This is a genomic window from Pseudomonas sp. S3E17 (genome assembly GCF_024168685.1).
In the GTDB taxonomy this organism is placed as follows: Bacteria; Pseudomonadota; Gammaproteobacteria; order Pseudomonadales; family Pseudomonadaceae; genus Aquipseudomonas; species Aquipseudomonas marginalis.
In genome coordinates this window covers 2,192,934-2,212,836 of record NZ_JALJWE010000001.1, presented here as the reverse complement: position 1 = coordinate 2,212,836, position 19,903 = coordinate 2,192,934, and the positions used below count along the sequence as shown (strand labels likewise).

The following is a 19,903-nucleotide window of genomic DNA, read 5'->3' as shown; positions in this document are numbered from 1 at the left end:
GAAAGTGTGAAAGTGTTAGATGCGAGTAAACCGGTCAACGGGCCACCTTTCTAGATCCTCCAGCGCCCGGCGCTTTTAGCCAGGCGTTGGCGCATCGCATCCACATTCGCCGCCAGTTGCACGGTCAACAATCGATACCCATCCAGCGCGCTGTAAACCGGCGCGTCCAGGCTGGGCTCGCCGCCGCTGACCGGGCTGGGCCGCTCCAGCCGCTCCGTAACCCCCGACTTCAATGCCCGCGCCATCCCCACCAACTGCACGCGAATCTGCCGATGCTCGGCTTTCAACATCACTTGCATGCGCGCCATCGCCTGTTCGTCCCGCGGGTCCGGGCGGGTGTTGCCGAGAATCTCCAGGGTGCTGATGCACATGCGCAGGTGGCGTTGGATCGCGTCCAGCTCGGTCATGGAGATGCGCACTTCCTTGGACACCGACGGCATCAGCGAGCGCAATTGCAGCATCGCCGCATTCAGGCGATTGAGCAGTTTCAGGTGTTCGTCGTCGGTGACCGACTGGCCATTGATGATCCGGCTGTAGATCTGGGCGCAATCACGCAGGGCGCTGGCCAGGTTGTAGCGCCAGGAATACACGGCATACAGCGGCAGGGCGAAGGAAAACGCCAACGCCAAGGCAATGCCGATCAGGATATCCACGGTGCGCCACAGCCCGTCCGACAACGGGTTGTCACCGTGCCCCGCGACGATAAACACCGTGATCGCGGACAACAGCGCCGTGTACCCGCCCTTGCCGATGGCGTGATAGGAAAAGAACCCGCACACCACCGACATCAGCAGGTAGGTGAGCAACGGCTGGCCGACATACGCCTCCTGCACCACCAGCAGCAGACCGACGCTGGCACCGATCAGCGTGCCATAGGCGCGCTCAACGGCCTTCTTGCCGATATTGCCGTGGTGTTGCAAACCGCCGATCACCACCAGCATGGTCACCGATGCCCATTCACCATGGGGCAGGTTGATGCCGGTGGTCAGCAGGATCGTCGCCAGCAAGCCGATGGACACGCGCACGGCGTGGATCAGCTTGGCGTGGCGATAGCGGCGGTAGGGGTCGAGCAATGGGCGCAGCAGGCGCCGGGCGAAGAGTGGCAGGTTCATCGGTAATTAAAGTGGCCTCGGTTTTGGATATGTACACAATCCAAATGTGGGAGGGGGCAGGTCCCCTTCCACATTGAGATCGGCATTGTGCTTAGAAGATATAGTCGGTGGTCAGGAAGCTTGAGTCACGGTTGCGCAGGATGTCGCTGACCAGCGCCTTGTTGCTCTCCTGGAACTTGGTCGCCACCAGGGTGCGGATCGAAAATACGCGCAGCGCGTCATGTACCGACAGCGTGCCCTCGGCCGAGTTCTTGCGCCCGTTGAACGGGAAGGTGTCCGGCCCGCGCTGGCACTGGGCGTTGATATTGATGCGGCCGACCTGGTTGGCGAAGGTGTCCACCAGGCGTCCGACTGCCACGGCGTTGGTGCCGAAAATACTCAATTGCTGGCCGAAGTCCGAGTCGAGTACGTACTCGATCACCGTCTCCAGATCACGGTAGGGCACGATGGGCACCACCGGGCCGAATTGTTCCTCGTGGTACACGCGCATCTGCGGGGTCACCGGGTACAGCACCGCCGGGTAGAAGAACGAACCACGGCTGACGCCGCCATTGGCATTCACCACCTGGGCGCCGTGTTGTTGCGCATCGGCCACTAGCTCGTTGAGGTAATCGACTTTGCCGACTTCCGGCAGCGGCGTCAGTGAAACCCCGTCTTCCCAGGGCATGCCGGGCTTGAGGGTTTCCAGTTTGCGGTTGAATTTCTCAATGAAGCTGTCGACCACGTCTTCATGCACAAACAGGATTTTCAGCGCGGTGCAACGCTGGCCGTTGAAGGACAGCGAACCGGTGACGGCCTCGCTGACGGCGTTGTCCAGGTCCACCTCGGGCAACACGATGCCGGGGTTTTTCGCATCCAGGCCCAGGGCCGCACGCAGGCGGTGCGGCTTGGGGTGCAGCTTTTTCAAGTCACTGGCGGCCTTGTTGGTGCCGATAAAGGCAAAGATGTCGATCTTGCCGCTGGCCATCAACGCACTGACGGTTTCGCGGCCGCTGCCGTAGATCACGTTGATCACTCCGGCCGGGAAGCTGTCGCGGAAAGCTTCCAGCAACGGACGGATCAGCAGCACACCGAGTTTGGCCGGCTTGAACACCACGGTATTGCCCATGATCAGCGCCGGGATCAGCGTGGTAAACGTCTCGTTGAGCGGGTAGTTGTAGGGCCCCATGCACAGCGCCACGCCCAGGGGCACGCGGCGGATCTGCCCGAGGGTGTCCTGTTCCAGCTCGAAGCGGCTGCTGCGACGGTCGAGTTCCTTGAGGGCATTGATGGTGTCGGTGATGTAGTCGCAGGTGCGGTCGAACTCTTTCTGCGAGTCCTTGAGGTTCTTGCCGATCTCCCACATCAGCAGGGTGACCACTGCGTCGCGCTGTTCGCGCATACGTCGCAAAAACGCCTCGACGTGCTGGATACGCTCCACCACGCGCATCGTCGGCCATTCACCCTGGCCACGATCATAAGCGCGCACGGCGGCATCGAGGGCGGTGAGGGCGGTGTCGGCGTCCAGCAACGGCGTGCTGCCGATCACCACGCGGCGGTCGCCCAATTGCACCGGGCTCTGCACCTGGGCCAAGGGGCCGTTCCACACCTGCAACCGGCCGTCCACCAGGTAGTCACGCTGTTCGATGGGCGCCGCCAGGCGGTATTGCTCGGGAATATCGGCGACGCTGGTGGGAAACAGCTGGGCGAGCAGGTTGCTGGTGGTCATGGCACTACCCCTGAAATAGTTGCAAAACATGACTAGAGAGTCACCCAACACGGGGCTCCATGGCAAGGCTTGTGCGCGTTGCACTGCACACCGGGGCGTGTCGCCTGCTCTTCGAGATAGTAGACTGCGCGCCTTTCTTGAAGGAGTTCACATGAGTCAGTACCAGCCGGGCATTCTTGCCGCACCGGTGCCTTTGCAGGCACGCCATCTGTTTTTTGCCGTGGACACCCTGGCAGCCGTGCCCGCTGCGCTGGACGCGCTGGTGCAGTTGACCGATTCGGCGGCAGTGGTCGGATTTGGCGAGCCGCTGGTCAACGCGCTGGGTGCAACAGTTGATGGCTTGCGCAGCTTTCCTGCCGTGAGCGCGCCGGGCGCGCACAACCCGTCCACCCAGCAGGCACTGTGGGTGTGGCTGCATGGCGTCGATCGCGGTGAGTTGCTGCTGCGCAGTCGCGCTTTCGAGAAGGCCCTGGCCCCGGCGTTTCGCCTGGTGCAGTCGACCGAAGGCTTCCGCTACAAGACCGGCTTCGACCTCACCGACTACGAAGACGGCACCGAAAACCCCCACGATGACGCTGCCGTTGAGGCCGCCCTGACCGACAGCGGCGCCAGCTTCGCCGCGATCCAGCAATGGCAGCACGACCTCGATGGCTTCGCCGCGTTGCCCGCCCAGGAGCGCGACCACATCATCGGCCGCCGCCATGGCGACAACGAAGAGTTGGAAGACGCTCCCGAATCCGCCCACACCAAACGTACCGCCCAGGAAAGCTTCACCCCGGAAGCCTTCGTGGTGCGCCGCTCCATGCCCTGGGCCGAAAATGGCCAGGCCGGGTTGATGTTCCTCGCATTCGGCCATTCCTTCGATGCGTTCGAAGCCCAACTGCGTCGCATGAGCGGGTTGGAGGACGGGATTGTCGATGGCCTGTATCGCATCAGCACGCCGTTGACCGGTGGTTACTACTGGTGTCCGCCGACCCTCGGTGGGCGCCTGGACCTGAGTGCACTGGCAGGCTGATCGCCTTTACCTGTGGCGCGTGGCTGAACATGAAAATTCGGACAGCCACGCAATCCCCCACTGAAAAAATCCCCGGCTGCCCGTAATCTAGACACCTTTGCCACTGTGCGGATTGTTCATGTCTTCTGTTGCCGATGGGCTGCCCCTCAATAAACGCCTGCCGGCCGTGATCGCGATCTCCCTGGGGATCGGCATGGCGACCCTCGACACGGCCATCGTCAACACGGCCTTGCCGACCCTGGCCGAAGGGATTGGCACCGATTCCGCCTCGGTGATCTGGGTGGTAAATGCCTACCAGTTGGCGATTATCGCCACGGTGCTGCCGTTTGCGTCCCTCAGCGATGTGCTCGGTCACCGCCGCGTGTATCTCGGCGGGTTGCTGCTGTTTATCGTCTCGTCGCTGTTTTGCGGGCTGGCCGGCTCGCTGGTGACCCTGACCGCCGCCCGTGTGGTGCAGGGGCTGGGGGCAGCGGCGATCATGAGCGTCAACACGGCGTTGCTGCGGCATATCTACCCGTCAAAAATGCTCGGGCGTGGCCTGGGCTATAACTCGCTGGTGGTGGGGCTGGCGTTTACCCTGGGGCCCACGGCGGCGTCGGCGATTCTGTCGGTGGCGACCTGGCACTGGCTGTACCTGATCAATGTGCCGTTGGGGCTGTTGGCCCTGGGATTGGGCCTGCGTTCATTGCCGACCCTGCCGATGACCGGGCATGCCTTCGACCGCCTCGCGGCTGCACTGTGTGCCGGGTTGTTCGCCTTGCTGGTGCTGGGGCTTGGCACGGCGGTGCACGGTGCGCAGGGGGCGTTGACCCTGGGCTTGATTGCGGTGGCGCTGCTGTGTGGCGCCTTGCTGCTGCGCCGGCAGGCCGGTCACCCGGCGCCGATGTTGGCGTTGGATCTGTTCAAGCGGCCGGTGTTTGCCTTGTCTTCCCTGACGGCGATCTGCGCCTTCAGCGCCCAGGGCCTGGCCTTTGTGTCGCTGCCCTTTCTGTTGCAGGCGGTGCTGGGGCATAGCCAGGTGGAAACCGGGTTCCTGATGACGCCGTGGCCGGCGGTCGTGGCGGTGATGGCCCTGGTCGCCGGGCGCCTGGCTGACCGTGTGTCCCTGGGCCTGCTGTGCGGTATCGGGCTGTTGATATTGAGTGTGGGGATGGCAGCGTTGGCGACCTTGGGCCACGGCGCGTCGGCCTTCGATATTGGCTGGCGCATGGCGTTGTGCGGTGCCGGTTTCGGCTTCTTCCAGTCGCCCAACCTCAAGGCCTTGATGACCAGTGCGCCGTTGGCGCGCAGTGGTGGGGCCAGCGGCATCGTGGCGATTTCGCGGTTGCTGGGGCAGACGCTGGGGGCGTCGTTGGTGGCGCTGTGTTTCCACCTGTCCCAGGGTAATGGCCCGCTGTATGCGCTGTGGTTGGGTTGCGTGTTTGCGCTGGTGGGCGCCGTGGCCAGTGGCCTGCGTTTACTGCCCTACGGGAAAAAGCCGTTGTAAAACCTGCGGCGGGAGGGCTACCGTGGCGACCTGAATATTTCGGGATGTTTCAGATTTATGTCCAGCCTGGCCCTCCGCACTGCCGATACCCATTCCCGCCGCGCTGCGTTGACCCTGGCCTTATGCCTGCCCAGTGATGTGTTGCTCTATCTGCTGCTGCCCATGGAGTCCCAGGCCTTTGGCATCACGCTCGCCCAGGCCGGTGTATTGCTGGCGGCCAACCGGCTGGTGCGGATTTTCGGTTACCGCCATGTGCTGAATTTCTACGCGCGCAACGGTGATCGCCTGACCTGCATGATCGCCGCCGGGGCCGCAACGCTGTGCGCCCTGGGTAATTCGGTGCTGTCGGGCTTTGCCGCGTTGTTGGGGCTGCGGCTGGTGTGGGGCCTGTGTTTCGCTGCGTTGAACCTGTCGACCCAGGTATTGGCCACCTCCGAGCCGGAGGGCGCCGCGCGCCGGGCCGGGCGTTCGCGGGCCCTGATCGCCTGGGGGCCGATGTTGGCGTTACCGTTCGGTGGCTGGCTGACGCTGTGGGTCGGGCCGCGTCCGATCTTTGTGATCCTCGCCGGCTGTTGTCTGGTGGGGCTGTGGATGGCGCGCGGCCTGCCCAGCGCCGGGCATGATTTGCACAGTACCCCGGGGCGCCGCTTCAAGTGGCCCGACAGCGTGGCGCTGTGGTCGTTTATCGAAGGCGTGGCGCTGGACGGACTGTTTATTTTCGGCCTGTCGATCCAGGCGCAGAAGCTGCTCGGCGGTAACGCGGTGCTGATCGCCGGCGGCTTGATGGCCCTGCGTTATGTCTCGGAAATGCTCCTGAGCCCCCTGGGAGGCCACGCCGCCCAGCGCTTTGGCGCGACCTCGATGTTGTTGCTGTTTTCGTTCCTGAGTGCCTTGGCTCTGACGGCGTTCGGCAGCTATTGGGTGATTGTCGGCGCGGCGGCGGTGTTGGTGCTGCGCGCGTTGCAACTGCCCCTGGTGACCACCCTGGTCGCTGAGCGCAACCCCGGTTCGCTGCGGGTGTCGGCCCTGGCGTCGAATGCGGTATGGCGTGACATCGGTGCGGGCCTCGGGCCACTGCTGGCAGGCCTGCTGTTGCCGGTGGCCTCGGCACCCCTGGTGTTTGGCGTGGCGGGTGCGGCGATTGCGGTGAGTGCGTTGTTCTGCTGGCGCACCCGTGTGGCAGCAGACTGACTTACGTGCGTTTCAATCCTTCCAGCCAGGCGGGATCAAAGCGGGTTTGTTCGGTGTCGATCCCCAGTGCCTGCATCGTGTTCTTATGCGTGTCCATTTCACCGACTAACTGCGCCTGGGCACTGGAGTTGGCGTCCAGGGCGTGCATCTGCGTCAGCCCCAGGTGATAGAAACGCAGGACCTTCATCGCCGTCGGATCATTCGCCTGTACACGCTCGGTGACGGTGTGCATCACGTTGGTCACGCGCATCAGGGTGCGCTTGAGCTGCCAGCCATACACGGCCGGTGCCAGCCACGGTTGGGTGCGGAACGGGCCGCGCAGCAGGGCGACCGTTATCAACACCCCGGCGAATACGCCACCGACATTGAAGCGGAAGTTGTCACCGCCGGGTTCGCCGAACAGCATCACCGCCAGGCTCGACAGCAGCATGGCCAGGGCCACGAACAGCACGGCTACGATCAGCGTGCTGCGGCGCGTCTGTTGGCGGTAGGTGACGGGGTCGCAGGGTTTGAGCTCGAACATCCGGTCCAGGTCTCCAGGGCGGGTAGGGGGAAGGCATCTTCTCATGGTCGGCGGTCAGTGGTGGGGCAATCAAGTTGAACCATGATCTGGGGCAGTTTCTCTAAACCGGTGTAGCCCCTTTGAGGTCAACCACCATGCCCGAATACAAGCAGCCACCGCCCGGTACCCCGGACCCTGATCGCACACCCGGCGAAGAGGAGCGCGACAACGATGCCTTGCGCCCCAATGATCCGAAAGAGCGTGACGCCCAGGATGATGTGGAGCGCGTCGAAGACGACCTGGAAAACCTCCACGACAAAGCTCGCCCGCTATAACAGGAGACCATGATGAACAAGCGCTCGGATGGACCGCCCTCCAACGAACACGCCAGCGGCAAGGATGAGCTGGGATTTGATCCGGACTCGCCCGATGTGGCTGATCCGCAGGTTGATCCCATCGGTCCGGCCATCGCCCCGCTGGATAAAAAGGCCAAGGACGACGCGAAAAAAAAGCCGCCCTACGATCCGTTGGGCGACTTGAAGAAATGAACTGAGCCCCGCCAATGAGCGGGGCTTTTTATTTATCTGGGCGGCATCCAGGTGACGTCGGTAATGCCGTACTTCTCGGCCCATGGGCGCGTGGTTTTTTTCACTTGCTCATGGCCGACGCGGCCGATACGACTGACATGCGCAATGTCAGCGTCAACGGCTGCCCAGTGCCAGGCCTCGGCGTTGTTCATCACTTCGGCACGCACCACAAAGGACTTCGGTTGACCGTGCAGTTGATAGTGGATGGTGTAGATTTTTGCGGTACTCATGTTGCCTCCCTGTCTTGTTATAGATGGAGAGGGAACGGTTTAAAAAGGTTCATTCAAAATGACAATCTGCATGCTTGCGCGGCATAGTGACGCATTGCTCCCGCGCCCAAGGATCGCGCCATGACCCTCCTGAACCACAGTCGCCTGTACCTGCAACGCCTGGGTTACGATGCGCCGCCACCGCCCACCCTGCAGACCCTGCGGGATTTGCAACTGCGTCATGTGTGCACCTTCGCCTTTGAAAGCCTGTCGACCCTGCTGCGCCTGCCGGTGCCGATCGACTTGCCCAGCGTCGAGCAGAAAGTCCTGTTCGATGGGCGGGGTGGGTATTGCTATGAGTTGAACCAGATGTTCCTGGCGCTGTTGCAGGAACTGGGCTTCGAGGCCCGCGGCATTACCGGCCGGGTGGTGATGGGCGGGCCACCGGAGGCTCGTACGGCGCGTACCCATCGCCTGAGCCTGGTGACCCTGGACGGCGTGCGCTACATCACCGACGTCGGCTTTGGTGGCATGGTGCCCAGCAGTCCGCTGCAGTTGGACACGCAAGCCGTGCAGGCCACGACCCATGAGCCGTATCGCCTGACTCTCAATGAACAGGAGAGCAGCTACACCTTGTGGGCCGAGGTCGCGGGGGAGTGGCGTAGCTTGTATGTCTTCGACCTGCAAGTGCAGGCCGACATCGACTATGAAATCGGTAACTGGTACGTCTCGACCCATCCGGGATCGCCGTTCCTGGGTCAATTGAAAGTCGCACGCCTGGCAGCGGGCGAACGCCACACGTTAAACAACGCCCAGTATGGGATTCACTATCTGGATCGGCCGAGTGACAAGCGTGTGATCCAGAGCGCCGACGAGCTGCTGGACGTGCTGGGCACTACCTTTGGGATTCGTGTGCCGGGTCACCCTCAGCTTGATTCAACCCTTGATGGCTTGGTAATGGCTGTACGCCAGGAGTATTGACCTAGAGCCATCGCTGAACCGTTTTACCTCCAGGTGGGGGCAAATTTTTCGAACCTTTGGTGCCAATCTGGGTTCGAAGCGTTTCCTGGATAATTTGCCCACCAGACAAGGAGATGTAAACGATGTCCAAACTATTCGGAAGCTTCCTCAAAAATTCCTCACTGCTGGCGCTGGTCGCCGCGCCAGCAGTGGTGTTCGCCGCACCGTCCACTGGCCCGATTTCTACCTTTGGGATCCTGGGCAGCTACAACGACTTCAAGCTCGAAGGCGGTAGTGAAAGTGATAAGGACCACATGCCCGAAGCCGGCCTTTTCTACAATTTCGGCAACAAGCTCACCGCCGAGTCGGGCTTTATCTACCAGGCAGGTGTGGAAGCCAAGTACGGTAAAAAGAGTGATAACAAACTCAAGGAAGGCCAGGCCGACCTGGATCTCGGCTGGCGTGCCGCGCTGGATGCGCGCAACTTCGTCGATGTGATCGTGGGCGGCGGTTACAGCTGGACCCGCTATGAGCTGGACTCGAACGACTACGACATGGAACTCACCAACAAGTCGCCGTTCGCCAAGGCAGCCCTGGGCTACAACCATCAGTTCGATGACATGACGCTGCGTTTCGAAGCCGGTGCGCGTCGCACCATTGATGGTCGTACCAAGCTCAAGGTGGACGGCGTGGGCAGCGACACCGTAGACCTCAAGGACCGCACTAACCCGTATGCGGAAGTCAGCCTGCTGATGAACCAGAAGGGCGACCTGCCGGTGATGGCGGGCCTTTACTACACCCGCACCGAATACAAGCTCGACGGTGATTCCGAAGTGGCCGATAACACTCGTCTCAAGCGGGATGAGTACGGGGTCAAGGTCGGTATCGCGTTCTGACGCGGTTGCAATGTAAAACGCCCCGAACATTCGGGGCGTTTTTTTGGGGGCTGTTGCAGGTCAGCCCAGAACGCAAAAACGGCGCCCTGGGGCGCCGTTTCTGTTGGTTCACATACCGCTAAGGGATCAAACCCCCAGCACCGCGTGCTGCACCAGGGTCAGCAACGGTTGTGGGTACACGCCGAGGAAGAAGGCGAGCAGGGCGATGGCCAGCAGCATCACGCCACCGGCTTTCTGTTCCCAGTGCAACTCGGCATCCACACGGCGCAGGTTTGGCTCGATCAGGTACAGGGTGACCATCACGCGCAGGTAGTAGAACACGCCGATGGCACTGCCCAGTACCAGGGACGCAACCAGCCACCACTCGTGGGCTTCGACACCGGTCGCGACGATGTAGAACTTGCCGATAAAGCCCGCGGTCAGCGGGATACCGGCCAGGGACAGCATCATCACGGTGAGTACGGCGGTCAGGTACGGACGGCGCCAGAACAGGCCGCGGTATTCGTACAGGGCGTCGGCGTCACGGCCCTTGTAAGGCGAGGACATCAGGGTGATCACGCCGAACGCGCCGAGGCTGGTGATCACGTAGGTGACCAGGTACACGCCGATGGCTTCCACGGCCAGGCCTTTGCTCGCCACCAGGGCGATCAGCAGGTAGCCGAAGTGGGCGATGGACGAGTAACCCAGCAGACGCTTGAGGTTGTTCTGGGTCAGGGCCAGCAGGTTGCCGAACAGGATCGACGCGATGGCGATCACGGTCAGTACGTTGCTCAGCACGCCGGTGTTGGCGGCAGGCGAGATCTGGAACAGACGCACCATCACCGCAAACACAGCGACCTTGGACGCGGTCGCCAGGAACGCCGCCACCGGCGCCGGGGCGCCTTCGTACACGTCCGGGGTCCACAGGTGGAACGGCACCAGCGACAGCTTGAACGCCAGGCCGATCAGCATCATTGCCAGGCCCAGTTGGGCAATCGGCGCAGGGCTGTTGGTGGCGGCCAGGGCGTGACCGATACCGGTGAAGCTCAGGCTGCCGGCTTCGGCGTAGAGCAGGGCCATGCCGAACAACAGGAACGCGGAACCGGCGGCCGACAGCACCATGTACTTGATGCCGGCTTCCAGGGAGCGCTTGTTGAAGAAGGCGTAGGCCACCAGGCCGTAGGTCGGGATCGACAGCAGTTCCAGGCCGATGAACAAGCCGGCCAGGTGCTGCGCGCTGACCAGCACGATACCGCCGGCCGCAGCCAGCAGGATCAGCAGGTACAGCTCTTCGCGGTTGCCCGGGTAGCCGGTGCCGCCTTCGCCGAGGTAGGCGTGGGCGAGGGTGACGCAGGCCAGGGTGGCGACGAGGATCAGCGCGATATACAGCAGCGCGAAGTCATCGACCATCATCAGCGGAGTCACCGCCAGTGGCGCGACCTTGAGTGCCGGGATAATCGACAGCAAGGCCAGGTTCAAACCGGCGCAGGACAGCAGGAACGTTTGTGAGTGATTGCGGCGCCAGGCGATCGCCAGCATCACCACCACGATGGTGAGGCTGGTGATCAGCAGCGGCGCAAGCGCGATAAAGTGTTGGATCGTGAATTCCATAGCGCTCTTACCGGGCCGAAGCGAGTTGAGAGAAGGCGGTGCCGAACCACTGCTGCACGCCATGCATCGTCGCGGCAGAAGTGTCCAGGAACGGTTGCGGGTACACGCCGATGTAGATCAGCAATACCGCAAGGCCGAGCACCATGATCAGTTCGCGAGCGTCCATCCCCTTGAGGACGGTGTCGGACTTGGCCGGGCCGAAGTAGGCGCGGTGGATCATGATCAGCGAGTAGACCGAACCGAATACCAGGCCGGACGTAGCAATGGCACTGATCCACGGCGTTTGCACGAAGGCACCCATCAGGATCAGGAACTCGCCGATAAAGTTGCCGGTACCCGGCAAGCCCAGGGACGCGGCGGCGAAGAACAGGCTGATCGCCGGCAGGTACGCAATGCGCGACCACACGCCGCCCATCTCACGCATGTCACGGGTGTGCAGGCGCTCGTACAACTGGCCACTCAGGATAAACAGTGCGGCGGCGGAGACACCGTGGGCCAGCATCTGGATCACGGCGCCTTGCAACGCCAGCTGGCTGCCGGAGTAGATGCCGATCAGTACGAAGCCCATGTGGGAAACGGACGAGAAGGCAATCAGACGCTTGATATCGGTTTGCGCGAACGCCAGGAACGCACCGTAGAAGATCCCGATCAGACCGAGGGTCATGGCAATCGGCGCGAACTCGGCCGAGGCATTCGGGAACAGCGGCAGGGCGAAACGCAGCAGGCCGTAGGCCGCCGTCTTCAGCAGGATACCGGCCAGGTCCACGGAACCGGCGGTCGGCGCCTGGGCGTGAGCGTCAGGCAGCCAGGAGTGGAACGGCACCACCGGCAGCTTCACCGCGAAGGCGATGAAGAAGCCCAGCATCAGGATGTACTCGGTGGTCAGGGACATCTTGGTTTTCAACAGGTCGGCGTAGTTGAAGGTAATCACGCCCGTCGAGTTGAAGTTGACCAGTACCAGGCCCAGGATCGCCACCAACATGATCAGGCCGGAAGCCTGGGTGAAGATGAAGAACTTGGTCGCCGCGTAGATCCGGGTTTTCTTGCCGTCCGAAGAACTGTGACCCCAGAGCGCAATGAGGAAGTACATCGGCACCAGCATCATTTCCCAGAAGAAGAAGAACATGAACAGGTCGAGGGCGAGGAACACGCCGACAACGCCGCCCAGGATCCACATCAGGTTCAGGTGGAAGAAGCCCACGTGACGCTGGATCTCTTTCCAGGAGCAGAGTACCGAGAGGATACCCAGCAGGCCGGTCAGCAGGATCATCAACAGCGACAGGCCGTCGAGGGCCAGGTGCACGTTGATGCCGAAGCGCTGGATCCACACGTGCTTGAATTCAAGCGCGAACGTCGGATCGACACCCGGTGCCGGAGCGAATGAATAGTCGCCATGGGCCCACAGCCAGAGGCCGAGTGCGAGTTCCAGGGACATGGTCAGCAACGCAATCCAGCGTGGGAGGGTGGCGCCGAAGCGTTCACCCATCCAGCAGAGCAGGCCGCCGATAAAGGGGATCAGGATTAGCCAGGGCAGAATCATGACGGGCTCGTTTCCTTTCGCAAGTTCGCAAAGTTCATATCAGACCGCTACCACAACGATGGCGCCGATCACCAGCACGGCACCGGCCGCCATGGAAGCCGCATACCAACGCAACTGGCCGGTCTCGGTACGGCTCAGGGCGGTGTGACCGCCTTTGGCCGCGCGCGGGATCAAACCGATGGTCTGGTCGAGCGGGTCTTTACGCAGTACATGACTGATGGCCAGGTAGGGCTTGACGAACAGTTTGTCGTAGAGCCAGTCGAAGCCCCAGGCCGCGAACCACCAGGCTGAGAGGAAACGGCCGATGCCACTGTTGGCCACGGCGGTCACGAAGCGACGCTTGCCGAGGAACAGCAGGGCCGCCAGCAGGATGCCGGCGATGGCAATGGCGCCCGAGGCAATTTCCAGGCTGTGCTTGGCGGCGCCGCCGGCATGGCCGGCGCTTTCCGGCAGTACACCGGCCAGTGGCGGGGTGATCAGCGCGCCGATGAAGGTCGACAGGATGATCAGCACCGACAATGGCAACCAGTGGGAGATGCCATGGCCTGCGTGGGCTTCGGTCTTGGCTTCACCGTGGAAGGTGATGAAGATCAGGCGGAAGGTGTACAGCGAGGTCATGAACGCACCCACCAGGCCTGCGTACAGCAGGTTCTGGTTACCGCTGGCAAAGGCTTCCCAGAGGATTTCGTCCTTGGAGTAGAAACCGGCGGTCACCAGCGGCAGGGCGGCCAGGGCGGCACCACCGACGATGAAGCTGGCGTAGGCCAGTGGCAGTTTCTTCCACAGGCCGCCCATCTTGAAGATGTTCTGCTCGTGGTGGCAGGCCACGATCACCGCACCGGAGGCCAGGAACAGCAGGGCCTTGAAGAAGGCGTGGGTCATCAGGTGGAAGATCGCGGCGTCCCAGGCGCCGACGCCCAGGGCCAGGAACATGTAGCCGATCTGGCTCATGGTCGAGTAGGCGAGGATCCGCTTGATGTCGGTCTGCACCAGCGCGGCGAAGCCGGCCAGCACCAGGGTCACGCCGCCGACGATGCCCACCAGGTGCAGGATGTCCGGCGCCAGGGTGAACAGGCCGTGGGTACGGGCGATCAGGTAGACACCGGCGGTCACCATGGTTGCGGCGTGGATCAGTGCCGACACCGGGGTAGGACCGGCCATGGCATCTGCCAGCCAGGTCTGCAGCGGCAGTTGCGCGGATTTACCCACGGCGCCGCCCAGCAGCATCAAGGTCGCCAGGGTGATCCAGAAGTCGCCGACCTGGAATTTCTGCGGTGCCAGCACCAGCAGTTCCTGGATGTTCAGCGTGCCCACCTGTTGGAACAGGATGAACAGGCCGATGGCCATGAACACGTCGCCGATGCGGGTGACGATAAATGCCTTGAGTGCCGCGTTACCGTTGTTGCGGTTGCTGTAGTAGAAACCGATCAACAGGTACGAGCACAGGCCTACGCCTTCCCAACCGAAGTACAGGAACAACAGGTTATCGCCAAGCACCAGGAACAGCATGCTGGCGATAAACAGGTTGGTGTACGAGAAGAAGCGCGAGTAGCCCGCTTCACCGCGCATGTACCAGGACGCGAACAGGTGGATCAGGAAGCCCACGCCCACCACCACGCCAAGCATGGTGATCGACAGGCCGTCGACGTAGAGGGCGAAGTTGGGCTTGAAGCCCTCCACCGACATCCACTGCCACAGCACCAGGGTGTAGTGGCCACCTTCCGGCGGCGCCACGTTGAATTGCCAGATGACGTAGGCGGCAACGATGGCCGACAGGCCAATGGAGCCCACACCGATCAGGGCCGAAAGGTTTTCCGACCAGCGTCCGCGAGAGAACGACAGCAGCAGGAAACCGATCAGGGGAAATACGAAAGTCAGAAAGATCATGTTCATCCGCGCATCTCACTGGCAGCGTCGATATCAAGCGTGTGGAAGCGACGATACAGTTGCAGCAGGATCGCCAGGCCGATACTGGCCTCGGCGGCTGCCAGGCTGATCACCAGGATGAACATGACTTGTCCATCCGGCTGGCCCCAACGTGCACCTGCAACGATGAACGCCAGTGCCGCAGCGTTCATCATGATTTCCAGGCTCATCAACACGAACAGAATGTTACGGCGAACCATCAGGCCGACCAGGCCAAGGCAGAACAGGATGCCGGCGACCGCCAGACCATGCTCCAAAGGGATAGCAGGCATCGTCATTGCTCCTTGGCTTCGTTGCGGCCCAAGTGGAAGGCGGTGATGGCTGCGGCGAGCAGCAGCATCGAAGCCAGTTCGACCACCAGCAGGTACGGGCCGAACAGGCTGATGCCCACGGCTTTCGCGTCCACGGTGGTATGGCCGATGGCCTGGCCGCTCTGGTGAGCGAACAGCACATACAGCAGTTCACCCAGCAGCAGCGCTGCGAGGACAACCGGGCCGAGCCAGATGCCGGGCTTGAGCCAGACGCGTTCCTGGGCGACCGAGGCCGGCCCGAGGTTGAGCATCATCACCACAAACACGAACAGCACCATGATGGCGCCGGCGTAGGCGATCACTTCCAGCACACCGGCAAACGGCGCGCCGAGGCTGAAGAAGGTCATGGCCACGGCGATCAGCGAAATGATCAGGTAGAGCAGGGCGTGCACGGGGTTGGTGTTGGTGATCACGCGAAGCGTGGACACAACCGCGATACCCGATGCGAAATAGAAAGCGAATTCCATCTTTCTTCCTTAAGGCAGCAAGCTCTTCACGTTGATCGGCTCGGCTTCGTTTTGTGCGGCGCCTTTCGGCTTACCGGCAACGGCCATACCTGCAACACGATAGAAGTTGTAATCAGGGTTTTTACCGGGACCAGAGATCAAAAGATCTTCTTTCTCGTACACCAGGTCCTGACGTTTGAACTCGGCCATCTCGAAATCCGGTGTGAGCTGGATCGCGGTGGTCGGGCAAGCTTCCTCGCAGAGGCCGCAGAAAATGCAGCGCGAGAAGTTGATGCGGAAGAAGTCCGGGTACCAGCGACCGTCTTCGGTTTCAGCTTTCTGCAGGGAGATGCAACCCACCGGGCACGCCACGGCGCACAGGTTGCAGGCTACGCAACGCTCTTCGCCATCGGGGTCGCGGGTCAGCACGATGCGGCCGCGATAGCGCGGCGGCAGGTACACCGCTTCTTCCGGGTATTGCAGGGTGTCGCGTTTACGGAAGCCATGACCGAACACCATCACCAGGCTTCGCAACTGGGTACCGGTACCCTTAACGATGTCGCCAATATATTTGAACATGGGTCAAATCCTCACTGAACCGCGCCCGCTGGCGTGTTCAACAACACAACGGCAGCAGTCACCAGCAAATTGATCAGGGTCAGCGGCAGGCAGAAGCGCCAGCTGAAATCCATCACCTGGTCGTATCGTGGACGCGGAATGGAAGCGCGCAGCAGGATAAACAGCATGATGAAGAACGCGGTCTTCAGGAAGAACCAGAAGAACGCCAGCTGTGGCAGGATGCCGAACGGACCGTGCCAGCCGCCGAAGAACAGCGTGACCAGCAGGGCCGAGATCAAGATGATGCCGATGTATTCACCGACGAAGAACATGCCCCATTTCATGCCGGCGTATTCAATGTGGTAACCGTCGGCCAGTTCCTGTTCCGCTTCCGGCTGGTCGAACGGGTGACGGTGGGTCACGGCGACGCCGGCGATGAAGAAGGTACAGAAGCCGAAGAACTGCGGAATGATGAACCACAGGTTCTGCGCCTGGTACTCGACGATGTCGCGCATGTTGAACGAGCCGACCTGCACCACGATGCCCATCAGCGCGAGGCCCATGAACACTTCGTAGGACACGGTCTGGGCCGAGGCCCGCAGGCTGCCCAGCAGGGCGAACTTGTTGTTGCTCGACCAGCCGGCGAACAGCACCGCGTAGACCGACAGGCCGGCCATGGCGAAGAAGAACAGCAAGCCGATGTTCAGGTCCGCCACGCCCCAGGTCGGGGTGATCGGGATGATCGCGAAGGCGATCAGCAAGGCGCTCATGGCCACGACCGGTGCCAGGGTGAAGATCACCTTGTCGGCAAACGGCGGGGTCCAGTCTTCCTTGAAGAACATCTTCAGCATGTCGGCGGCGATCTGGAACATACCGAACGGGCCAACGCGGTTCGGACCGTAACGGTCCTGCCACCAGCCCAGCAGGCGACGTTCGACGAAGCTGAGCAGGGCGCCCGCGACGACCACGGCCAACAGGATCACGATGGCCTTGACGACCGAGATGATCACGTCGATCACTTCAGGGGTGAACCAGGTCATTGCGCTGCCTCCTGCAGACCGTCAACGGTTTTGCCGAAGATCGCCGGCGGGATGCCGGCGAGGCCTTTAGGCAGGGCAACCAAGCCGGCACCCAGCTCTTCGTTGATACGCAGCGGCAGACGCAGGGTCTGGCCGGCCACGGTCACGCTGAGCAGGGCGCCGTCGTTGACGCCCAGGCGGTCGGCTTCGGACTTGGCCACGGACACGTAGGCTTCGGGAATGCGCTCTTGTACCGGCGCGGCCTTGGAAGAGGTCTCTTCGCTGCCGAACAGGTGGAAGAACGGCACAACCTGCCAGGTGCCCTGGGCCGGGTTGAACGGACGCGGCACCGCAGCGAACCAGTTCAGCGCGTCGCCCTGGGTTTCGATCAGGCGGGTGCCCGGGTCGCCGGCGCGGATGTGACCACCGACTTCGTCCTGGAACTTGTTCCAGGCCTGTGGCGAGTTCCAGCCCGGCGACCAGGCAAACGGCACCTGCTGACGTGGCTCGACCGAACCCGAGTAACCTTCCATGGAGAAGGCGAATGCGGTGTCGTTGTCTTGCGGGGTACGCGGTTCGTGCACGCTGATGTCGGCGCGCATGGCGGTACGACCGGAATAACGCAGCGGCTCACGGGCGAGCTTCATGCCCTTGATGCGGAACGCGGCGGACGGTGCGGCGTCGACGATACGCGCCAGCTGCGGCGCGCTCGCGGCGGCTGCGGCGGTGACGTGGTCGAGCTGGGTCCAGTCGATCGGCTGGTTCAGCAGGGTCGCGCGCAGGGCATGCAGCCAGCGCCAGCCTTCGTGAACCAGGATGCTGGCGTCCATGTACTTCGGATCGAACACCTGGAAGAAGCGCTGGGCACGACCTTCCTGGCTGACCAGGGTGCCGTCGCCTTCGGCGAAGGTGGCGGCCGGCAGTACCAGGTCGGCGCGATCGCTGGTGGCGGTCTTCTGGTGGTCGGCGACGATCAGGACCTTGGCGGCATTCAGCGCAGCGTCAACCTTGGCGGCGTCGGTGCGGGTGTACAGGTCGTTTTCCAGCACCACGATCGCATCGGCGGTGCCGTCGATCACGGTTTGCAGGGCCGCGTCCAGGGACTCGCCACCGAGCATGGCCAGGCCGAGGCTATTGGCTTCCGGCACCACCAGGCTGATGGAACCGTTCTTGTCGCGCAGCTTCAAGGCCTTGGCGATGTTGGCGGCGGCTTCGATCAAGGCCTTGGAACCCAACGAGGTACCGGCAATGATCAATGGACGCTTGGCTGCCAGCAGGGCGTCGGCAATACGCTGGGCCAGTTCGACGGCTTCAGTGTCCAGGCCTTCGACCGCTGGTGCGCTGGCGTCGAGGGCGTGGGCCACGGCGAAACCGATGCGGGCCAGGTCGTCCGGTGCGGCGTGGACGCATTCTTCGGCGATGTCGTCGAGCTTGGTTTCCGTCAGGCTGGCGATAAACAGCGGGTTCAGCGCGTGCTGGCCGATGTTTTTCACCGCAGCGTCGAGCCAAGGCTGTACGCGCATGGCGTCGGCCATGTCTTCGGCCTTGCCTTTGACCGATTGACGCAGGGACAGCGCGATACGCGCGGCGGTCTGGGTCAGGTCTTCACCGAGCACGAAGATGGCATCGTGGTCTTCGATGTCGCGCATGTTCGGCACCGGCAGCGGGCTGTCGTTCAGCACCTGCAGGACCAGGCGGATGCGCTCCAGCTCACCGGCTTCGATACCGGAGTAGAAGTGCTCGGCACCCACCAGCTCGCGCAACGCGTAGTTGCTTTCGAGGCTGGCGCGGGGCGAGCCGATACCGACGATGTTGCGGCCGCGCAGCAGGTCGGCGGCTTTGTCCAGCGCCGCGTCCAGGCTCAGCTTGGCGCCATCGGCCAGCAGTGGCTGGCGTGGGCGGTCTTCGCGGTTGACGTAGCCATAGCCGAAACGGCCACGGTCGCACAGGAAGTACTGGTTGACCGAACCGTTGAAGCGGTTTTCGATGCGACGCAGTTCGCCGTAGCGCTCGCCCGGGGAGATGTTGCAACCGCTCGAGCAGCCATGGCAGATGCTTGGCGAGAACTGCATGTCCCACTTACGGTTGTAGCGCTCGGAGTGAGTCTTGTCGGTGAATACACCGGTCGGGCAGACCTCGGTGAGGTTGCCGGAGAACTCGCTTTCGAGCACGCCGTCTTCAACGCGACCGAAGTACACGTTGTCGTGGGCGCCGAATACGCCGAGGTCGGTGCCGCCGGCGTAGTCCTTATAGAAGCGTACGCAGCGGTAGCAGGCGATGCAGCGGTTCATTTCGTGGGAAATGAACGGGCCCAGCTGCTGGTTCTGGTGGGTACGCTTGGTGAAGCGATAGCGGCGCTCGTTGTGGCCGGTCATCACCGTCATGTCTTGCAGGTGGCAGTGACCGCCTTCCTCACAGACCGGGCAGTCGTGGGGGTGGTTGGTCATCAGCCATTCGACAACGCTGGCGCGGAACGCCTTGGATTCTTCATCGTCGATGGAGATCCAGGTGTTGTCGGTGGCTGGGGTCATGCAGGACATGACGATACGACCACGGGTGTCGTTTTCGTCGGTGTACTGCTTGACCGCACACTGGCGACAGGCACCGACGCTACCAAGCGCGGGGTGCCAGCAGAAATACGGGATGTCGAGGCCGAGCGACAGACACGCCTGTAACAGGTTGTCCGCCCCATCGACTTCGAGCGCTTTGCCGTCTACGTGGATAGTGGCCATGGTTCAAAGTTCTTCGTTGGCCCGTTGTCAGCGGGCGTGGCTAATGGAATCTTGTTATTCATGTGCATCTACACAGCCTTCACGGCGTCAGCACATGAGCAGGCGAAGGGCACGG

At 62.3% G+C, this 19,903-nt stretch carries 19 protein-coding genes; 7 read left to right on the top strand and 12 right to left on the bottom strand.

The features are described 5' to 3' along the window. Nucleotides 1–50: 50 nt before the first annotated feature. Nucleotides 51–1,112, bottom strand: a complete 1,062-nt coding sequence (locus J3D60_RS09590) for an FUSC family protein (protein WP_253491105.1) — start codon at nucleotides 1,110–1,112, stop codon at nucleotides 51–53. 91 nt (nucleotides 1,113–1,203) lie between these two features. Beyond that, a complete protein-coding gene (locus J3D60_RS09585) occupies nucleotides 1,204–2,820 on the bottom strand; it encodes an NADP-dependent glyceraldehyde-3-phosphate dehydrogenase (protein WP_253491101.1) in 1,617 nt (538 codons plus the stop codon). Nucleotides 2,821–2,971: 151 nt separating this feature from the next. Between J3D60_RS09585 and J3D60_RS09580 the strand changes: the two genes are divergently transcribed. From J3D60_RS09580 to J3D60_RS09570, 3 genes are all read left to right on the top strand, one after another. Further along, nucleotides 2,972–3,835 carry a Dyp-type peroxidase gene (locus J3D60_RS09580; protein ID WP_065940079.1) on the top strand — a complete coding sequence of 288 codons (864 nt, stop codon included), beginning with the start codon at nucleotides 2,972–2,974 and terminating at the stop codon, nucleotides 3,833–3,835. A gap of 118 nt (nucleotides 3,836–3,953) precedes the next feature. After that, nucleotides 3,954–5,321: an MFS transporter gene (locus tag J3D60_RS09575; RefSeq protein WP_253491099.1), complete on the top strand. Its 1,368-nt coding sequence runs from the start codon at nucleotides 3,954–3,956 to the stop codon at nucleotides 5,319–5,321. A gap of 57 nt (nucleotides 5,322–5,378) precedes the next feature. Further along, on the top strand, nucleotides 5,379–6,512 hold the full coding sequence (locus tag J3D60_RS09570) for an MFS transporter (protein ID WP_065940077.1): 1,134 nt from the start codon (nucleotides 5,379–5,381) through the stop codon (nucleotides 6,510–6,512). Nucleotide 6,513: 1 nt separating this feature from the next. Here the strand turns inward: J3D60_RS09570 and J3D60_RS09565 are convergent, their stop codons facing one another. After that, nucleotides 6,514–7,035 (bottom strand): DUF3087 domain-containing protein, encoded by a 522-nt coding sequence (locus J3D60_RS09565; protein WP_253491097.1) that lies wholly within the window; start codon nucleotides 7,033–7,035, stop codon nucleotides 6,514–6,516. 134 nt (nucleotides 7,036–7,169) lie between these two features. Here J3D60_RS09565 and J3D60_RS09560 point away from each other — a divergent pair, with 134 nt between their 5' ends. Next, nucleotides 7,170–7,349 (top strand): hypothetical protein, encoded by a 180-nt coding sequence (locus J3D60_RS09560; RefSeq protein WP_027606318.1) that lies wholly within the window; start codon nucleotides 7,170–7,172, stop codon nucleotides 7,347–7,349. A gap of 12 nt (nucleotides 7,350–7,361) precedes the next feature. After that, nucleotides 7,362–7,562, top strand: a complete 201-nt coding sequence (locus tag J3D60_RS09555; protein WP_065940074.1) for a DUF6021 family protein — start codon at nucleotides 7,362–7,364, stop codon at nucleotides 7,560–7,562. Between the two features lie 32 nt (nucleotides 7,563–7,594). On the opposite strand, the gene J3D60_RS09550 is transcribed toward J3D60_RS09555, so the two are convergent. Continuing rightward, nucleotides 7,595–7,831 (bottom strand): DUF6555 family protein, encoded by a 237-nt coding sequence (locus J3D60_RS09550; RefSeq protein WP_027606320.1) that lies wholly within the window; start codon nucleotides 7,829–7,831, stop codon nucleotides 7,595–7,597. 120 nt (nucleotides 7,832–7,951) lie between these two features. Here J3D60_RS09550 and J3D60_RS09545 point away from each other — a divergent pair, with 120 nt between their 5' ends. Then, complete coding sequence (locus J3D60_RS09545) at nucleotides 7,952–8,791, top strand: arylamine N-acetyltransferase (protein WP_253491094.1); 840 nt, start codon at nucleotides 7,952–7,954, stop codon at nucleotides 8,789–8,791. A gap of 122 nt (nucleotides 8,792–8,913) precedes the next feature. After that, nucleotides 8,914–9,666: an outer membrane beta-barrel protein gene (locus J3D60_RS09540; protein WP_065940072.1), complete on the top strand. Its 753-nt coding sequence runs from the start codon at nucleotides 8,914–8,916 to the stop codon at nucleotides 9,664–9,666. 126 nt (nucleotides 9,667–9,792) lie between these two features. On the opposite strand, the gene nuoN is transcribed toward J3D60_RS09540, so the two are convergent. Genes nuoN through nuoG form a run of 8 tightly spaced genes read right to left on the bottom strand, consistent with a single transcriptional unit; the run spans nucleotide 9,793 to nucleotide 19,788 of the window. Further along, nucleotides 9,793–11,256, bottom strand: coding sequence for an NADH-quinone oxidoreductase subunit NuoN (nuoN, locus tag J3D60_RS09535; RefSeq protein ID WP_003174731.1), 1,464 nt, complete (start codon nucleotides 11,254–11,256; stop codon nucleotides 9,793–9,795). Between the two features lie 7 nt (nucleotides 11,257–11,263). After that, on the bottom strand, nucleotides 11,264–12,796 hold the full coding sequence (nuoM, locus tag J3D60_RS09530; RefSeq protein ID WP_017527174.1) for an NADH-quinone oxidoreductase subunit M: 1,533 nt from the start codon (nucleotides 12,794–12,796) through the stop codon (nucleotides 11,264–11,266). A gap of 39 nt (nucleotides 12,797–12,835) precedes the next feature. Next, nucleotides 12,836–14,689, bottom strand: coding sequence for an NADH-quinone oxidoreductase subunit L (nuoL, locus tag J3D60_RS09525; RefSeq protein ID WP_065927062.1), 1,854 nt, complete (start codon nucleotides 14,687–14,689; stop codon nucleotides 12,836–12,838). After that, nucleotides 14,686–14,994 carry an NADH-quinone oxidoreductase subunit NuoK gene (gene nuoK, locus J3D60_RS09520; protein ID WP_003174727.1) on the bottom strand — a complete coding sequence of 103 codons (309 nt, stop codon included), beginning with the start codon at nucleotides 14,992–14,994 and terminating at the stop codon, nucleotides 14,686–14,688. Before nuoK ends, nuoL begins: the two co-directional genes overlap by 4 nt. Before the next feature lie 2 nt (nucleotides 14,995–14,996). After that, nucleotides 14,997–15,500 (bottom strand): NADH-quinone oxidoreductase subunit J, encoded by a 504-nt coding sequence (gene nuoJ / locus J3D60_RS09515; RefSeq protein ID WP_003174726.1) that lies wholly within the window; start codon nucleotides 15,498–15,500, stop codon nucleotides 14,997–14,999. A gap of 9 nt (nucleotides 15,501–15,509) precedes the next feature. Continuing rightward, complete coding sequence (gene nuoI, locus J3D60_RS09510; RefSeq protein WP_003174725.1) at nucleotides 15,510–16,058, bottom strand: NADH-quinone oxidoreductase subunit NuoI; 549 nt, start codon at nucleotides 16,056–16,058, stop codon at nucleotides 15,510–15,512. An 11-nt stretch (nucleotides 16,059–16,069) separates the two neighbouring features. Continuing rightward, nucleotides 16,070–17,077 carry an NADH-quinone oxidoreductase subunit NuoH gene (gene nuoH, locus J3D60_RS09505; RefSeq protein WP_017137518.1) on the bottom strand — a complete coding sequence of 336 codons (1,008 nt, stop codon included), beginning with the start codon at nucleotides 17,075–17,077 and terminating at the stop codon, nucleotides 16,070–16,072. Next, the gene (gene nuoG, locus J3D60_RS09500; protein ID WP_253491091.1) at nucleotides 17,074–19,788 is read right to left on the bottom strand and encodes an NADH-quinone oxidoreductase subunit NuoG; all 2,715 of its coding nucleotides are present in this window, start codon (nucleotides 19,786–19,788) and stop codon (nucleotides 17,074–17,076) included. Before nuoG ends, nuoH begins: the two co-directional genes overlap by 4 nt. Between the last annotated feature and the right edge of the window lie 115 nt (nucleotides 19,789–19,903).